Source organism: Parabacteroides sp. AF17-28, assembly GCF_003479205.1.
Taxonomy (GTDB): Bacteria; Bacteroidota; Bacteroidia; order Bacteroidales; family Tannerellaceae; genus Parabacteroides; species Parabacteroides acidifaciens.
On record NZ_QUGV01000028.1, the window covers coordinates 16,569 to 31,243 of the forward strand.

14 protein-coding genes are annotated in these 14,675 nt (G+C 44.7%); 2 read left to right on the forward strand and 12 right to left on the reverse strand.

What is annotated here, in order from left to right; all coding sequences use genetic code 11:
* Positions 1 to 12: 12 nt before the first annotated feature.
* The 5 genes from DWW90_RS17030 to DWW90_RS17050 all read right to left on the reverse strand — a co-directional run bounded on the left by DWW90_RS17030 (position 13) and on the right by DWW90_RS17050 (position 4,877).
* Positions 13 to 924 (reverse strand): dihydroorotate dehydrogenase, encoded by a 912-nt coding sequence (locus DWW90_RS17030; protein WP_122345836.1) that lies wholly within the window; start codon positions 922 to 924, stop codon positions 13 to 15.
* Complete coding sequence (locus tag DWW90_RS17035; RefSeq protein ID WP_122345837.1) at positions 912 to 1,691, reverse strand: dihydroorotate dehydrogenase electron transfer subunit; 780 nt, start codon at positions 1,689 to 1,691, stop codon at positions 912 to 914. The genes DWW90_RS17030 and DWW90_RS17035 overlap by 13 nt, the downstream gene beginning before the upstream one ends.
* A 60-nt stretch (positions 1,692 to 1,751) precedes the next feature.
* On the reverse strand, positions 1,752 to 2,201 hold the full coding sequence (locus tag DWW90_RS17040) for a helix-turn-helix domain-containing protein (protein WP_122345838.1): 450 nt from the start codon (positions 2,199 to 2,201) through the stop codon (positions 1,752 to 1,754).
* Positions 2,202 to 3,048: 847 nt separating this feature from the next.
* Complete coding sequence (holA, locus tag DWW90_RS17045) at positions 3,049 to 4,071, reverse strand: DNA polymerase III subunit delta (protein ID WP_122345839.1); 1,023 nt, start codon at positions 4,069 to 4,071, stop codon at positions 3,049 to 3,051.
* 29 nt (positions 4,072 to 4,100) lie between these two features.
* Positions 4,101 to 4,877 carry an AMP nucleosidase gene (locus tag DWW90_RS17050; protein WP_115499006.1) on the reverse strand — a complete coding sequence of 259 codons (777 nt, stop codon included), beginning with the start codon at positions 4,875 to 4,877 and terminating at the stop codon, positions 4,101 to 4,103.
* Between the two features lie 54 nt (positions 4,878 to 4,931).
* Here DWW90_RS17050 and DWW90_RS17055 point away from each other — a divergent pair, with 54 nt between their 5' ends.
* Complete coding sequence (locus tag DWW90_RS17055) at positions 4,932 to 5,381, forward strand: type I restriction enzyme HsdR N-terminal domain-containing protein (RefSeq protein WP_122345840.1); 450 nt, start codon at positions 4,932 to 4,934, stop codon at positions 5,379 to 5,381.
* A gap of 414 nt (positions 5,382 to 5,795) precedes the next feature.
* On the opposite strand, the gene nqrF is transcribed toward DWW90_RS17055, so the two are convergent.
* The 6 genes from nqrF to DWW90_RS17090 are packed head-to-tail and all read right to left on the reverse strand — an operon-like array spanning position 5,796 to position 11,791.
* Positions 5,796 to 7,070 (reverse strand): NADH:ubiquinone reductase (Na(+)-transporting) subunit F, encoded by a 1,275-nt coding sequence (gene nqrF / locus DWW90_RS17065; RefSeq protein ID WP_187574924.1) that lies wholly within the window; start codon positions 7,068 to 7,070, stop codon positions 5,796 to 5,798.
* Between the two features lie 40 nt (positions 7,071 to 7,110).
* On the reverse strand, positions 7,111 to 7,728 hold the full coding sequence (gene nqrE / locus DWW90_RS17070) for an NADH:ubiquinone reductase (Na(+)-transporting) subunit E (RefSeq protein ID WP_115499002.1): 618 nt from the start codon (positions 7,726 to 7,728) through the stop codon (positions 7,111 to 7,113).
* Between the two features lie 25 nt (positions 7,729 to 7,753).
* Positions 7,754 to 8,383: an NADH:ubiquinone reductase (Na(+)-transporting) subunit D gene (locus tag DWW90_RS17075; protein WP_115499001.1), complete on the reverse strand. Its 630-nt coding sequence runs from the start codon at positions 8,381 to 8,383 to the stop codon at positions 7,754 to 7,756.
* Between the two features lie 6 nt (positions 8,384 to 8,389).
* Entirely contained in the window at positions 8,390 to 9,202 is an 813-nt protein-coding gene (nqrC, locus tag DWW90_RS17080; RefSeq protein ID WP_115499000.1) for an NADH:ubiquinone reductase (Na(+)-transporting) subunit C, read from the reverse strand.
* A gap of 13 nt (positions 9,203 to 9,215) precedes the next feature.
* Positions 9,216 to 10,418, reverse strand: coding sequence for an NADH:ubiquinone reductase (Na(+)-transporting) subunit B (locus DWW90_RS17085; RefSeq protein WP_122345841.1), 1,203 nt, complete (start codon positions 10,416 to 10,418; stop codon positions 9,216 to 9,218).
* Positions 10,419 to 10,441: 23 nt separating this feature from the next.
* Complete coding sequence (locus tag DWW90_RS17090) at positions 10,442 to 11,791, reverse strand: Na(+)-translocating NADH-quinone reductase subunit A (RefSeq protein WP_122331163.1); 1,350 nt, start codon at positions 11,789 to 11,791, stop codon at positions 10,442 to 10,444.
* 126 nt (positions 11,792 to 11,917) lie between these two features.
* Here DWW90_RS17090 and DWW90_RS17095 point away from each other — a divergent pair, with 126 nt between their 5' ends.
* The gene (locus tag DWW90_RS17095) at positions 11,918 to 13,192 is read left to right on the forward strand and encodes a DUF5103 domain-containing protein (RefSeq protein ID WP_115498997.1); all 1,275 of its coding nucleotides are present in this window, start codon (positions 11,918 to 11,920) and stop codon (positions 13,190 to 13,192) included.
* Between the two features lie 178 nt (positions 13,193 to 13,370).
* On the opposite strand, the gene guaD is transcribed toward DWW90_RS17095, so the two are convergent.
* Positions 13,371 to 14,672 carry a guanine deaminase gene (gene guaD, locus DWW90_RS17100; RefSeq protein WP_122345842.1) on the reverse strand — a complete coding sequence of 434 codons (1,302 nt, stop codon included), beginning with the start codon at positions 14,670 to 14,672 and terminating at the stop codon, positions 13,371 to 13,373.
* Positions 14,673 to 14,675: the final 3 nt, after the last annotated feature.

The window sequence follows — 14,675 nt, forward strand, 5'->3', positions numbered from 1 at the left end:
CATATAATTTTCCTATACATCCAATGCACCGATCAGTTCCCGGACAGATGAAAATCCATGCCTGTTGCAATAGTCTTCCATCCCTTCTATTACCTTTATACTGACAGTCGGATCAACAAAATTATATGTCCCGATCTGGATAGCTGTTGCTCCTGCAAGCATAAATTCGACTGCATCTTTCCAATTGGAAATACCCCCCAAACCGATAATAGGAATCTTCACAGCCTTATATGTCTGCCATACCATCCGCAGGGCAACCGGCTTTACGCAGGGACCGGAAAGGCCACCGGTTATTGTAGATAATACCGGTTTACGCTTCTCGGCGTCGATAGCCATTCCCAGCATCGTGTTGATCAGTGAAACGGAGTCTGCCCCTTCAGCTTCTACCGCCCGGGCAATCTCCGTAATATCGGTTACATTAGGGGAAAGTTTTACAATAAGGGTCTTCGGATAAACCTTGCGGACTGCCTTCACAACCTCGCTTGCCCCGCAAGTCGTTACCCCGAACGCCATACCTCCCTGCTTCACGTTCGGGCAGGAAATATTCAGTTCGATAGCCGGAATTTTGTCCAGTTCGGCAATCTTTTCGGCACATTCCACATACGTTTCGACAGATGAACCGCTCACATTGACGATCATGTTCGTATCGATATCCTTAATATCCGGATAAATATGATCGACAAAATACTGTGCGCCTTTGTTTTGCAGGCCTACTGCATTCAACATTCCGGATGGTGTTTCCGCCATGCGGGGATACAAATTACCTTCACGTGGCTGGATAGTTGTACCTTTCACAAAGATACCGCCCAACCGGGAGATATCCATGAAATCGGAATATTCCACACCGTACCCGAAAGTACCCGATGCTGTCATAACCGGGTTCTTCAATTGTAAATTACCTATGTTTACGTTTAATTCAGCCATGTCAATTTTTCTATATTAAATACAGGTCCTTCAGTACATACACACACATGATGCTCATCCTTAGTCTTTTCCACACAGCACAGGCAAGCTCCTATACCACAAGCCATTGTGTTTTCAAGAGAGACTTCGCAAGAGGTGGAAACAGTGTCCGCATATTTGGCCACTGCCATCATCATCGGCTTAGGTCCACAAGTGTAAATCCGATCGAAATGAATTTCTTTCAATATGGAATGATTGGTCACATATCCCTTTTCACCCAATGAACCGTCTTCAGTTGTAACATATACGGTCCCGATCTGTTCGAATTGTTCCAATTGTAACACATCCTCTTTCGAACGGGCTCCCAAAAGGAAAGTCGGTGTATATCCGGCATTCTTCAAGACTGCCCCCAGGTATAACATCGGAGCTGTACCGACCCCGCCACCGATCAACAGGAGTTTTTCGCCTTTATCGGCAGGCGTAGTGAAACTGTTTCCCAAAGGCAACATAATATTTACAATATCACCCGGCTTGTATTCGGCCATCCGGCGTGTTCCGTCACCGACCAACTGAATCAGTAGCCACAATTCATTTGTCGCTCTGTCCACATAATTAATAGAGATGGGGCGACGAAGAAATGTTGTAGGAGAGTTATCCACACGTACCTGTACGAACTGGCCCGGAAGCATTTCCGGCAAGATCTGATCAGATGTTAGTTTAAGCAGGCAGTAATTTTTGTGAAGGCGGCGGTTTTCAGTCACCTTCATGTCAAGCATGTACTTCTTCATATAATGATTAGTCAAATTCTATACAAAGATACATGAATATGATATATAAACCAAAACAAGCTATTCTTTCTTGTCTTTTTCGCTTATAAAAGTATCAAATGTATTATCAGAATAAAAAATCATTATTTTACTAACTTTTTTAGTATTCGTTTCTTGCTGTATAATTTGCTCTACTACAGGCATTTTTGTATTGTTTACAGGTGTGTCAACCCTCGTTTCCTTGCGATATTCGAGAGCAGCTTGCCCTTCGGACGGATTTATCGCCGTATTTTGGAACAAATCAGGTTGTGTCAACACATGTTCCCGTATCATTTCGCCTTTGCCGAAGAGGAGCCAGTCGGAATCTACATAAGTGAACCGTTCCAGAATTTTAATAAGGACATCCAGGCTAACATTATTTCTTCCATTCAAAATATGTGACATGGCTGAACGCTGGATACCGATTGCTTCAGCAAATTTAGAAGGAGTCATACCTTCCCGTTCCCTTATTTTAGTGATACGTTCTATCATCTTTCTGTATATCCTTAATTTGTTTAGCAAAATACTGACATTGTGTCTGCTTTTTATCGAAAATCATACACAAATCAATAACGATACAAATATAAACTATAATTCTCAATTGTGCAATTTATTTGTATAAACTTAAACTGATATTTTTATATACAACAGAATACATTTGTAATGGTTATTATTGTAAACAGGGATTTTAAGCATAAAAACCATATTAAAGTAATACTTTCACTATATAACCTATTTTATTGTTATCCTTATTATTATAAAACACAAAAACAAGATTGTTCTTTGTTTTTATGAGCATTTGTACACAGATGTAGCCTTATAATTAACGTGTCAGATTAATATTTCAACGTAATTAACTGGTTTATGCTTATTTATGCGAAAAATAGGAAGTTTGGCTGAAAGGTCTGTTTTTATCAGTTTATAATAGTAATGTAAACATAAACAAATGTTTTCTTATTGAATTTTGTTTACAGAATACAATTGTATTCGTACATAAATTATACAAACAGCCGTGTTTACAATCGTAACACCTGTAATTAAGTTTACATTTCAATACTATAATTTGTTTTGATATTATGGGATACTGACAGAATGTCCCGATTTACGAATGTTATCTTACCTGGCCAATCTCTTTTGACATTGGTGAAGGCTAAACCTCTCTTTTTTGATGATTTTTGTGAACGGATGGTAAGGCGAGGATAAATATTCAACTCACGAGTGGGTTAAAATGAGTATAATGCACTGAAAAACAGAAAGAAGAGGCTTATTTTCCCTGTCTATTTTTTTGTTATTCCAGGAAAAAGCCCCTTCTTTCTGCTTATTGGGTATAAAAAGTTGTTTAATGAAGTATTTTGTAGAGTAGCTCCTTCAGAAGTTCGGCATCCGATACCGATGTATTTTCCACTCCTTTCGAGCGGGCGTCCGTCATACGGATATCACTGATCAGGTTAAAGACCTTCATAGCCGAATAGTTCCGCATCCCCAAAAGATAATCTTTGACCTGAAAAGTTCCCCTAAGACCAAGTGCCGTCATCAGACCGGTCTCGGAACGGTCCTTCGTATAATAGCAGATCAACAGGTTTGAGAAGTAGTTAAATAATACAGGAAGGGTCATCTGGATCGGATTGCTTTTCGGGTTCTTTTCGAAGTACTGGGCAATCCTGTTTGCCTTCAGGACATCCTTCATGGCAAGTGCCTTTATCAGCTCGAAGTTATTGTATTCTTTACTGATTCCGATATTCTGCTCTATCAACTCCGGCGTGATGCGTTTTGCTCCCTTTTCCGGCAGGATCAACGCCAGTTTATCCAATTCCTTGCTCAAGCGGCTTAAATCGTTTCCAAGGAAATCTGAGAGCATTTGAGCAGCTTTATTATCGATCCCTATAGAACGTAGTTGCATGAATGAACTGATAAAGGCCGGCATCTTATAATCGGGGATTTTTTTAGACTCGAATAATACGCCTATTTTATCGGTCGCAGCCGCTAATGCCTTACGGCGGTCCAGTGTTTTATATTTGTAATTAATGACCAGAACAGTCGACATTAATGGATTTTTTACATAGTTCGACAGCACTTCTATATCACGAACTAATTGTGCTTCCCGGACTACCACTAACTGATATTTTGACATCATCGGAAAACGGCGTGCCGCATTTATAATCGCAGCTGCATCCGTATCGGCTCCATACATGATAACCTGGTTAAAATCCCGTTCGGATTCCTCCAATACATTTTCGAGCAACAATTCCGTTATCTGGTCCATAAAAAAAGGCTCGTCACCCATCATAATATAGACAGGTGCAAACTTTTTTGCCACTATATCCCGGCATATTTCCTCGTATGTATATTCTTTTTTAGCCATATTTTCGCGTAATCTTTCTTTTATTCCAATTACCAACTGAAGCGGATATGACGGATTGTTTTCTTTCCGTCGATAATCTGACGAAGCGCTTCCACTCCCAACATGAGATGCTCTTCTGCAAAGTTTTTTGTCACGGCCCGGTCACTGGCTTCTGTCTTCACTCCGTCTTCTTCCATCGGCTTATCGGAAATCATCAGCAGCGCGCCTGTCGGGATTTTGTTGGCAAAGCCTGCCGTAAACAGTGTTGCGGTTTCCATATCGATGCCGGTGGCATGCGTCCGCCGAAGATAATCTTTAAAATCGTTATCGTATTCCCATACCCGCCGGTTCGTTGTGTAAACCGTGCCGGTCCAGTAATCTTTTCCCCGGTCGCGGATTGCAGACGAAATGGCGCGCATCATCGAGAAGGCCGGAAGCGACGGTACTTCCGCCGGAAGGTATTCGTTTGAAGTCCCTTCCCCGCGTATGGCAGCGATCGGCATGACGTAGTCGCCCAGGTTATTCGTCTTTTTCAACCCTCCGCATTTCCCCAGAAAAAGGACTGCCGTCGGTTTGATCGCAGACAACAGGTCCATGATTGTAGCCGCATTCGCACTCCCCATTCCAAAGTTGATGATCGTTACACCGTTGGCGGAAGCATTCGGCATCGTGTTCTTCAGCCCTAAGATCGGGACATTGAAATGTTCTGCAAACAGCTCCACATATTTCGTAAAGTTGGTAAGCAGGATATATTTATCAAAGTCTTCCAGTTTCCGTTCCGTATAGCGCGGCAACCAATTCTCGACAATTTCTTGTTTTGTTTTCATAAATCATTACCTTTGATGGACTGTTTTCGCAGAATAAAAGAACAAATATAGTAAATGCTGACATTAAACTTGCCTGGTTTCGCGCCTAAAGTAACAGAAAAAGATGGAAAACGTACGATCTTTGATCCCGTACGCCGTAAATATGTAGCCCTGACTCCGGAGGAATGGGTACGCCAACATTTTGTCAACTATCTGATTTCTTTCAAAAATTATCCGAAAGAACTTCTGGCCAATGAAGTATTCGTAAAACTGAATGGAACATCAAAACGCTGCGATACGGTTGCTTATAACCGCTTTTTAGCGCCTTTAGTAATTGTCGAGTACAAAGCCCCTACCGTCAGCATCACAAATGCCGTATTCGACCAGATTGCGCGTTATAATATGGTTTTGCATGTCGAATACCTGATCGTAAGCAATGGACTCAACCACTATTGTTGCAAGATCGACTACAACAACCAGACTTATGTCTTTCTGAACGGTATTCCCGGATATGACGAGCTGTAAATTACAGGATGGATGCGGTTTGGTCTTTGTAAATCAAAATGGAATCGCTTATTTGAGTATTGGCCGGCCTGTCGACATAGACAGAATTACTATCCTTTATAACAGGCTGTTCCGCTGATTCCTTCTCATTAAAAATGAGAGAATAACCTAAGATAACCGCAAAAAAAGATAATATCAACGCTTTCATAATCTATTGCAATTTTAAAATCATATACAAGTATGATGTATTTAGAACGGGAAACGCTGCACTATATTACAAAAGAAATGTATTTTTTTTGTCACCCATTTGTAATACCGAGTTTCCCTTCCCTTGATTTACAAGGATAACATTCTAATAAACAGAATAGTTCTAAAATAAAAAGCGGGAAAAGAAAAAATCTCTTCCCGCTTCTTTTATTTTGATCGAATGACCGTTTATGCACCGAAGTCGTCGAAATGCAACATTTCACGCGGCACACCTAAATTGTCCAACATGTTTTCCACAGCCTTTGACATCGGGCCCGGACCACACATGTAGTATTCGATATCTTCCGGAGCTTCGTGATCCTTCAGATAAGTATCGTAGATTACCTGGTGAACGAAACCGGCCGTGTACTTCACGCCTGCTGCATCGGCTACAGGATCCGGACGGTCGAGCGCCAGATGGAATGTGAAGTTCGGGAATTCTTTTTCGATTTCCAGGAAGTCTTCCAAATAGAATACTTCGTTCAGCGCACGGGCACCGTAGAAGTATGACATCTTGCGGTCTGTTGTCTTCAACGTCTTTGTCATGTGCATGATCTGCGCACGCAACGGAGCCATACCGGCACCACCGCCGACCCACATCATCTCGCGCTTGGAGTCGAAGATCGGATGGAAATCACCGTAAGGACCGCTCATCGTCACCTTATCACCCGGTTTCAGGGTAAAGATATAAGAAGAAGCGATACCCGGCATCACATCCTGGAAGCCCACCTGAGGTTTCGGCTTGAACGGCGGTGTGGCGATACGAACCGTCAACATGATACGGTCGCCTTCCGCAGGATAGTTAGCCATAGAATAAGCACGGATAGTCGGCTCGTCGTTCTTGCATTTCAGCGTGAACAAACCGAAGTTTTTCCATGCCGGCAGATATTCGTCACCGATCAGGTTCTTGTCGATATCTTTGTCATAATCCATTGAGTAGGCAGGAATCTTGATCTGGGCATAAGAACCCGGCAGGAAGTCCATGTGTTCGCCCTTAGGCAATGCCACGATAAACTCTTTGATGAAAGTAGCCACGTTCTTGTTGGAGATCACTTCGCATTCCCATTCCTTTACGCCGAATACTTCGTCCGGAACCTGAACGACCATATCTTCCTTTACCTTGCACTGGCATGCCAGACGCCAGTGTTCCTTGATCTGCTTGCGAGAGAAAAAGCCCTTTTCAGTCGGCAGGATTTCTCCTCCGCCATCGATTACCTGTGCACGGCACTGGCCACATTTACCACCGCCACCACAGGCAGAAGACAGGAAGATACCCCCGCTCTGCAAAGCGCCCAACAGCGTTCCGCCTATCGGAGTTTCTATTTCTTTTTCTTTATTTACCTCCAGCTTTACATTTCCGGATGGTACCAATTTTGCTTTAGCGAACAAAAGTGCGGCTACCAGAATCAGTGTTATCACAAGGAAAACAACTGCACTGGCTGCGATTGTAAGTCCGCCCGACATTAATAAAATCATCTTTATCTGTTATTTAATGCGTTAATACTTAAATCTTAAGACCTGAGAAGCACATAAAGGCCATACCCATCAAACCGGTGATGATGAAGGTAATACCAAGACCCTTCAACGGTTTGGGAATGTCTGAATATGCCAGTTTTTCACGGATAGCAGCCATACCTACGATAGCCAGCAACCATCCGATACCAGAACCTAAGCCATACACAGTTGCAACACCTACATTCGGGAATGCTTTCTGCTGCATAAACAGAGAACCACCCAGGATAGCGCAGTTTACAGCGATAAGCGGCAAAAAGATACCCAGGGAAGCATACAGAGAGGGTGAAAACTTCTCGATAACCATTTCAACCAATTGCACGAAAGATGCAATAACGGCGATAAAGATGATGAAAGCGAGGAAGCTCAGATTCACGTTTGCGAAATCCGGTCCCAACCAGCTCAATGCACCTTCTTTCAGTACATAGTTTTCAAGCATATAGTTGATCGGCAGTGTACACAAGAGCACGAATGTCACTGCTATACCTAATCCTAAAGCTGTCTTCACATTCTTGGAAACAGCCACGAACGAACACATACCTAAGTAGTATGCGAAGATCATGTTGTCTACAAAAATCGAGCGGACGAATGTGCTTAATAATTCTTCCATTCTATTATTCTTTTAATAGTTAGCATTAATTTTCCTGAAGTTCCTTGTTACGAGCACGATGAACCCAAATAATCACAGCAATCACGATCAACGCCATCGGAGGCAAGATCATCAAACCGTTGTTCACATAACCGAAGTCATAGAATGCCTGCGGAATTACCTGGAAGCCTAACAGTGTGCCGGAACCTAACAGTTCGCGGAAGAAACCGACGATCACCAGTATCAACGCATACCCGAGGCCGTTGCCGATACCGTCGAGGAATGATTCCCACGGGCCGTTACCCAAAGCAAATGCTTCCAGACGTCCCATCAGGATACAGTTGGTAATGATCAGACCGACAAACACGGAAAGCTGTTTGTTTACATCGTAAGCAAATGCTTTCAACACTTCACTAACAATAGTTACCAACGCAGCTACAACCACCAACTGTACGATAATACGGATACGGTTAGGAATTGTATTACGAATCAATGAAATGATTACGTTGGCAAAAGCCACAACAGCCGTTACTGAAATACCCATTACAATAGCCGGCTCCAGTTTTGATGTTACAGCCAGCGCAGAGCAGATACCCAGCATCTGGACGACAACAGGGTTGTTGGCGCTAAGCGGGCCTAACAGAACTTCTTTATTCTTATTCGATAATAATCCCATCTTCTCTTAATTTTGTGAGGTTAAAAATTTGACATAACCACTCAAACTGTTGAACAACATCGCGTCGACACCTTTACTGGTGATCGTACCGCCGGAAATACCGTCAACATAATCCTGGCCTTCCACACTCTTGCCGGGTTTTACTACGGCAACAGATTTGAATGTTCCATCCATAAACAGCTTTTTGCCTTTAAATTCACTGCTGAACGCCGGCTTGGCGATTTCGGCACCCAGACCCGGAGTTTCACCCTGGTGGCTGAAGTCGGCGCCGTACACCGTGTTCTTATCGCTATCTACGGAAATATATCCCCACAGCGGGCCCCACAGACCTGCACCATGCAAAGCCATGATGTATTTTGTCTGGCCGTCTACATTAGCTACGAAAACCGGGTATTCGTGTTCGGTAGCAGCCTTTACCACATCGGCAGCAAAAGCATCGCCGTCCACCTTCTGTCCGTTTTCATTTACCAGGAATGCCTCCTTGATCAATTCGTTATATTTAGCTTCAGCTTCATTGGCAGAAACCGCTACGTTGATGGAACGCAGAATCTGCTGGCGCTTGTCGTTTTCTTCATTCTTCTGCTGGAAGCTTCTCAGCGACTGGGAAGTGAAAGCCAACACGACGGCTACCAGAACAACCATTACCGAAGCATATACAACCGTATAAACATTGCTATCCCGGTTCATACCCTTCTTGGCTGCAGCCTCGTCTTTCACTTCTTCGAAATCGGAAGCAGGAGCTGCACATATAGGACAAACATCCGGAGCTTTATTTCCTTCGTGGATATATCCACATACTTTACATTTATATTTAGCCATACTCCTTCTTACTTTATTTGATTACACGTTTCAATCTGCGGTTGATGTTAGCTTCCACTACGTAGTAGTCGATCAGCGGAGCAAATACATTCATCAACAGGATAGCGAGCATCATACCTTCGGGATAACCCGGGTTCAACGCGCGGATGATAATAGCCATGGCGCCAACCAGGAAGCCATAGATATATTTACCTGTTTCCGTACGGGCTGAAGTGACAGGGTCGGTAGCCATAAACACGGCGCCGAATGCGAAACCACCCAGGAACAGTTGATCCAGCGGAGATACGCACATCGAAACTGTTGTTCCGACCATATTGAAGATCAATGACATGACAGCTCCACCGACAAATACGGAAACCATTGTCTTCCAGCTTGCGATTCTTGTAAACAGAAGGATTACGGCACCAATCAGAATTGCCAATACGGATGTTTCACCGATTGAACCCGGAATCAGACCCAAGAACATGTCCCATGTGGAAATCGGATGTCCGAGAACATCGACAGCCTGGAACGAATTGATCAGTTCCTTACCTGCAATTGCAATCTGTCCCAGCGGAGTTGCACCGGAGAAACCGTCCACAACCTGACCACCACCGATACCGAACGTGTCGGCTGTACGGACAAACACCTGGTCGCCCGACATGGCTGCCGGATAGGCAAAGAACAGGAATGCACGTGTAACCAAGGCTACATTAAATACATTATATCCCGTACCGCCAAATACTTCTTTTGCAAAAACAACAGCGAATGCAGTGGCAACAGCGATCATCCACAGCGGAGTATCCACCGGAACAATCATCGGGATCAGGATACCGGAAACCAGGAAACCTTCCTGAATTTCTTCCTTCTTCACCTGGGCAACCGCAAATTCGATACCCAAACCTACTACATACGAAACAATGATTTTAGGCAATACAGCCAGAAAACCAAAAATAAAAGTCATGAGAAATCCCGGATCAGTACCAACCGCAAGGTTATGCTGATAACCGACATTATACATACCAAAAAGCAAAGCGGGCAACAAAGCTATGATAACCACGGTCATCGTACGCTTCGAGTCAATATAGTCATGAATATGTACGCCTGATTTGGAAGTCGCATTCGGAACAAATAAGAATGTTTCGATACCTTCAAAAACAGAACGGAACATCGCCAGCTTTCCGCCTTCCTCAAAGGTCGGCTTAATCTTGTCGAGGTAATTCCTTAACGCTTTCAATGTATTCTAATTTTTTAATGTTATTAATTCATTTCCTTGTATAACAGATTCAAGCCCTGACGAACGATCTTCTGGATTTCAAGCTTGGATGTGTCAACAAATTCGCAAAGTGCAAAATCTTCGGGAGCCACTTCGTAGATACCTAAGTTTTCCATCTTGTCGATATCGAACGTGATGATTGCCTTCAGCAGGTATTCCGGCATGATGTCCATCGGGAATACGCTTTCGTATTCGTTAGACATGATCATGGCGCGTTTGCCACCCTTGATGCGGGCGTCGATTACATACTCTTTGTTCTTACCCATCAGCCAAGTCGGGAAAGAGTGGCTGACACTGTATTTTCCAAAGCCGGGAGTAGCCCAACCGAAGAAATCGTATGTTTCGTCGCCTTCCGGGATTACGGTAATCTGATTGTCGTAAGCGCCTAAGTAGTCGTCTTTCATCACCTTCGTACCGGTCAGCACATTACCGCTGATGATACGAACGTCTTCGTTCCCTTTCAGGATCTTTCCGGCAACCAGGCTGTCAACCGTACAACCGGAGATAGCCTTGATATATCCTCTTTCTGTCGTTTCGGAACCGGTCAGCACAACCAGGCGGCTGAAATCGGCAATACCTTTATTGAACAGACGGCCGATTACGATCACATCGGCAGGATTTACCGTCCAAACCACTTCGCCTTTGTTGACAGGCTTGATGTGATTAATCTGTACTCCCACATTCGCTGCAGGATGCGGACCTTCCACTTCCACTGTTTCAACACCTTTCACACTGACGGAAGAACCTTTGCGGACACCGACATAAACCTTACCGGCGGTAAGCTTTGCCAATGCATCCAACCCTGTCTGGAAATCTGCTTCCTGACCTTTCACGATGAAATCGAAGTTCGGCGCTAACGGTGCGGAGTAGAATGCAGAAACAAAGATGTCACGCGGAGCATCTGCCGGCGAAGCGACGATGTCATACGGACGTTGTTTGATATAAGGCCACAAACCGGCATTCAGGATTGCGTCCTTAACCTCCTCTCCTTTCAGAGAAGCTACATTTTTCTTGCCGAAATCCTCGTACTCGATCTGCGCATCCGGCTTAACAACAATGCTAAGCACCTTACGCTTCTCTCCTCGGTTTACGGCAGTTACTTCGCCACTGACAGGCGAAACAAACTTGATCTCCGGGCGGTTCTTATCGATCATCAATACAGAACCGGCTTTGACTTTTTCTCCTACTTTGGCAACAACTTTAGGTACAATACCGTTATAATAATCGGGAACGATCGCGTAAGTATCGCTTTTCCCCCCGTTTAACAGTACGTCCGAAGCTTTGCCCTTCAGATTAATGTCTAAACCCTTTTTAATCTTAATCACATTTGCCATGATACAACTAAAATTGTTTATATGTAATTTTCCCGCAAAAGTAAGCAATTTTTTATGCTTTAAAGCAGGCGAAAGGAAATAATTAAAGAAATAATTCCATAATTTTGCATTGTCAAAGAAAGAAATATGAAAAAGAGAGTGTACAGTTTGCTTTTTATGTCGCTTTTTGCCCTTTCCATCGGGGCAAATGCACAAGTGAAGTATTTTACCGACGTCAACAACAAACAGATAAAGACGCTTCAGGTGAAAGTGGCCGGCGAGTTGATATCCGAGCCCTATATCGCTTTGGGCGGCGACGAGCGGATCGAAATCAATTTCGACGGTTTGGGCAGCGGGTACACACGATATGCCTACAACGTCATACACTGCAATGCCGACTGGACACAATCGCAGCTAAGCCCCATCGAATACATGAACGGTTTCCAGGGAATGACAATCGACGATTTTGCCAATTCCATCGGGACAACCACCCAATATTCCAACTACCGCCTGTTGCTTCCGAACGACGATGTCCAGTTCAAAGTTTCCGGGAATTACGCCATACAGGTCTATAAGGAAGACAATCCGGACCAGATCGTGTTTACGGCCTGTTTCTCGGTGGCCGAACCTGTCATCAACATCGCTGCTTCCGTCAGCGGGAATACGGACATCGACACCAACCAGAGCCATCAGCAGGTCAGTTTCACCATCAACAACAAGAATTTCCCGATCACCTATCCGCAAACGGACCTGAAGATATATGTCTATCAGGACAACCGGCGCGATAATGCCGTCACCGACCTGCAACCGATGAGCATTTTAGAGAACCAGATTTCCTACGCTTACAACCGCAACCTGATTTTCCCAGCCGGAAACGAATACCGGCGTATGGAGTTCCTGAGCAACAAATATAACGGGATGCACGTCGAAGACATCTCTTATCACAACCCTTATTATAATGTGGAGTTAATGACCGATTATAAGCGGGACAAAGGGACCTATCAGTATGACCAGGACCAGGACGGGCGTTTCTTCATCCGTTGCAGCGGTTGCAACGATCCCGATACGGAAGCCGATTACTACATCGTGCATTTCGCGCTTGCCTGTGACCCGTTGCCCGATGGAAACGTCTATCTGAACGGTGAGCTGTATAATAATGTATTGGACGAAAAGAGTAAAATGGGCTATAACTTCGAAACAAACCAATACGAAAAAGCCGTCCTGCTGAAACAAGGCAGCTACAACTACCAATATTTGTTTGTCCCTACCGGATCTACGGTCGGACAGACCGGACCAATAGAAGGCAACTTCTACCAGACGCAAAACGAATATAGCATCTACGTCTACTTCCGCCCGATGGGTGCCCGCTACGACCGCTTGATCGGCGTGACGACAGTCAGGAACGAAATGCAAGTGTTTTAGGAGATTACAAAAAAGTTTCAAGCGTACGAAAGTCTGAAACTTTAGTTTCAACGATTCTGTGCGGTTGAAACTTTTGTTTCATGCCGATGGAACTTTAGTTTCACGGGACGAAAATTTAGTTTCCTCGGCTGAAACTTTAGTTTCGACCGCAGACACTTTTGTTTCAGCCATAGAGACTTCACATTCGTTTCCCCATGATATAGGTTGCCACAATGTTACGGTCATCCCCTAAAGTTTGCAAACCGAAGAGTTTGTTCTCCAGTTCCCATCTCCCATTGCGTTCCAGATATTCCCGGCGTATTTGTTGGGAAGGGGTGGCGGCATAATCGAGAACGATGAAGTCTGCTTTCCGGCCTTTTTCAAAACTGCCTGTTTCATCCTCCAGATGGAGCGCCTTTGCAGCTCCTAAAGTACATTTGTAAAAGGATTCCAGTACAGACATCGGATATCCGTTGAGTTGCTGCACCTTGTAAGATTCGCCCATCGTACGAAGCAAAGAGTAAGACGTTCCGGCACCGACATCGGTCGCCAGCGTGGTCTGCATACCGATCTGGTTGGCCTGCCGCATATCATACAGGCCGCTTCCTAAAAAGAGATTGGAAGTCGGGCAATGAGCGATAACTGAACCGGCTTCTGCCAAGCGGCGGCATTCCGAATCCGACAGATGGATGCAATGGCCGAAAACCGAACGGTCTGTCACCAGTCCCGCCCGTTCGTACACTTCTAAATAATCCCGGCAGCCGGGGCACAGGGAAAGTGTATTACAGATTTCCTCCTTATTTTCGGAAAGATGCGTTTGGATATATGTATCCGGATATTGCTCATGCAAACGTCCTGCGGCCTTCAGTTGTTCGTTCGAGCAGGAGATCGCAAAACGGGGAGTGATCACATAACGGTTACGCCCTTTCTTATGCCAGGCTTCGATCAGAGAACGGCTTTCGGCCTCTCCCCGTCCGGCCGTGTCGGTCAAACCATCCGGCGCATTGCGGTCCATCAGCACTTTACCGGTCATCATGCACATATTATATTCCGAAGCAACCGAAAAAAGAGCATTGACGGATGCGGCATGCACAGTCGCATATGCCATACAGGTCGTCGTCCCGTTCCGGAACAGCTCCTGCACGAAAAAGCGTGCGATCCGTTCGGCATGTTCCGGAGACGAGAAAGCCTGTTCGGCCGGGAAAGTATAGTCGTTCAGCCACTCAAGCAATTGTTTCCCATACATCCCGATAATCTCGGCTTGCGGATAATGGATGTGAGAATCGATAAAGCCCGGCATTATCAGCTTGCCGGAATAGTCGATCCGTTCACAACCGGCGTAGCGGCTTTCGAGTTCCTTGAAAGGCCCGCAATCGATTATGATCCCTTCCTTCACGACCAACGCTCCGTCGGGGAAATACCGGAAAGCGTCAGTTCTGTCCAAGGGCGAATCTGTAAAGTCGAAAACTTCTCCTCTATATAACTTTATCGTATCGTTCATCTT

Excerpts from the sequence above, each read along its gene's own strand:
- nqrE (WP_115499002.1), bottom strand. The coding sequence starts at position 7,728 with ATGGAAGAATTATTAAGCACATTCGTCCGCTCGATTTTTGTAGACAAC.
- DWW90_RS17055 (WP_122345840.1), top strand. The coding sequence starts at position 4,932 with ATGCTGACATTAAACTTGCCTGGTTTCGCGCCTAAAGTAACAGAAAAA.
- holA (WP_122345839.1), bottom strand. The coding sequence starts at position 4,071 with ATGGCTAAAAAAGAATATACATACGAGGAAATATGCCGGGATATAGTG.
- guaD (WP_122345842.1), bottom strand. The coding sequence starts at position 14,672 with ATGAACGATACGATAAAGTTATATAGAGGAGAAGTTTTCGACTTTACA.
- DWW90_RS17075 (WP_115499001.1), bottom strand. The coding sequence starts at position 8,383 with ATGGGATTATTATCGAATAAGAATAAAGAAGTTCTGTTAGGCCCGCTT.
- DWW90_RS17030 (WP_122345836.1), bottom strand. The coding sequence starts at position 924 with ATGGCTGAATTAAACGTAAACATAGGTAATTTACAATTGAAGAACCCG.
- DWW90_RS17035 (WP_122345837.1), bottom strand. The coding sequence starts at position 1,691 with ATGAAGAAGTACATGCTTGACATGAAGGTGACTGAAAACCGCCGCCTT.
- DWW90_RS17090 (WP_122331163.1), bottom strand. The coding sequence starts at position 11,791 with ATGGCAAATGTGATTAAGATTAAAAAGGGTTTAGACATTAATCTGAAG.
- DWW90_RS17040 (WP_122345838.1), bottom strand. The coding sequence starts at position 2,201 with ATGATAGAACGTATCACTAAAATAAGGGAACGGGAAGGTATGACTCCT.
- nqrF (WP_187574924.1), bottom strand. The coding sequence starts at position 7,070 with ATGTCGGGCGGACTTACAATCGCAGCCAGTGCAGTTGTTTTCCTTGTG.
- DWW90_RS17095 (WP_115498997.1), top strand. The coding sequence starts at position 11,918 with ATGAAAAAGAGAGTGTACAGTTTGCTTTTTATGTCGCTTTTTGCCCTT.
- DWW90_RS17050 (WP_115499006.1), bottom strand. The coding sequence starts at position 4,877 with ATGAAAACAAAACAAGAAATTGTCGAGAATTGGTTGCCGCGCTATACG.
- nqrC (WP_115499000.1), bottom strand. The coding sequence starts at position 9,202 with ATGGCTAAATATAAATGTAAAGTATGTGGATATATCCACGAAGGAAAT.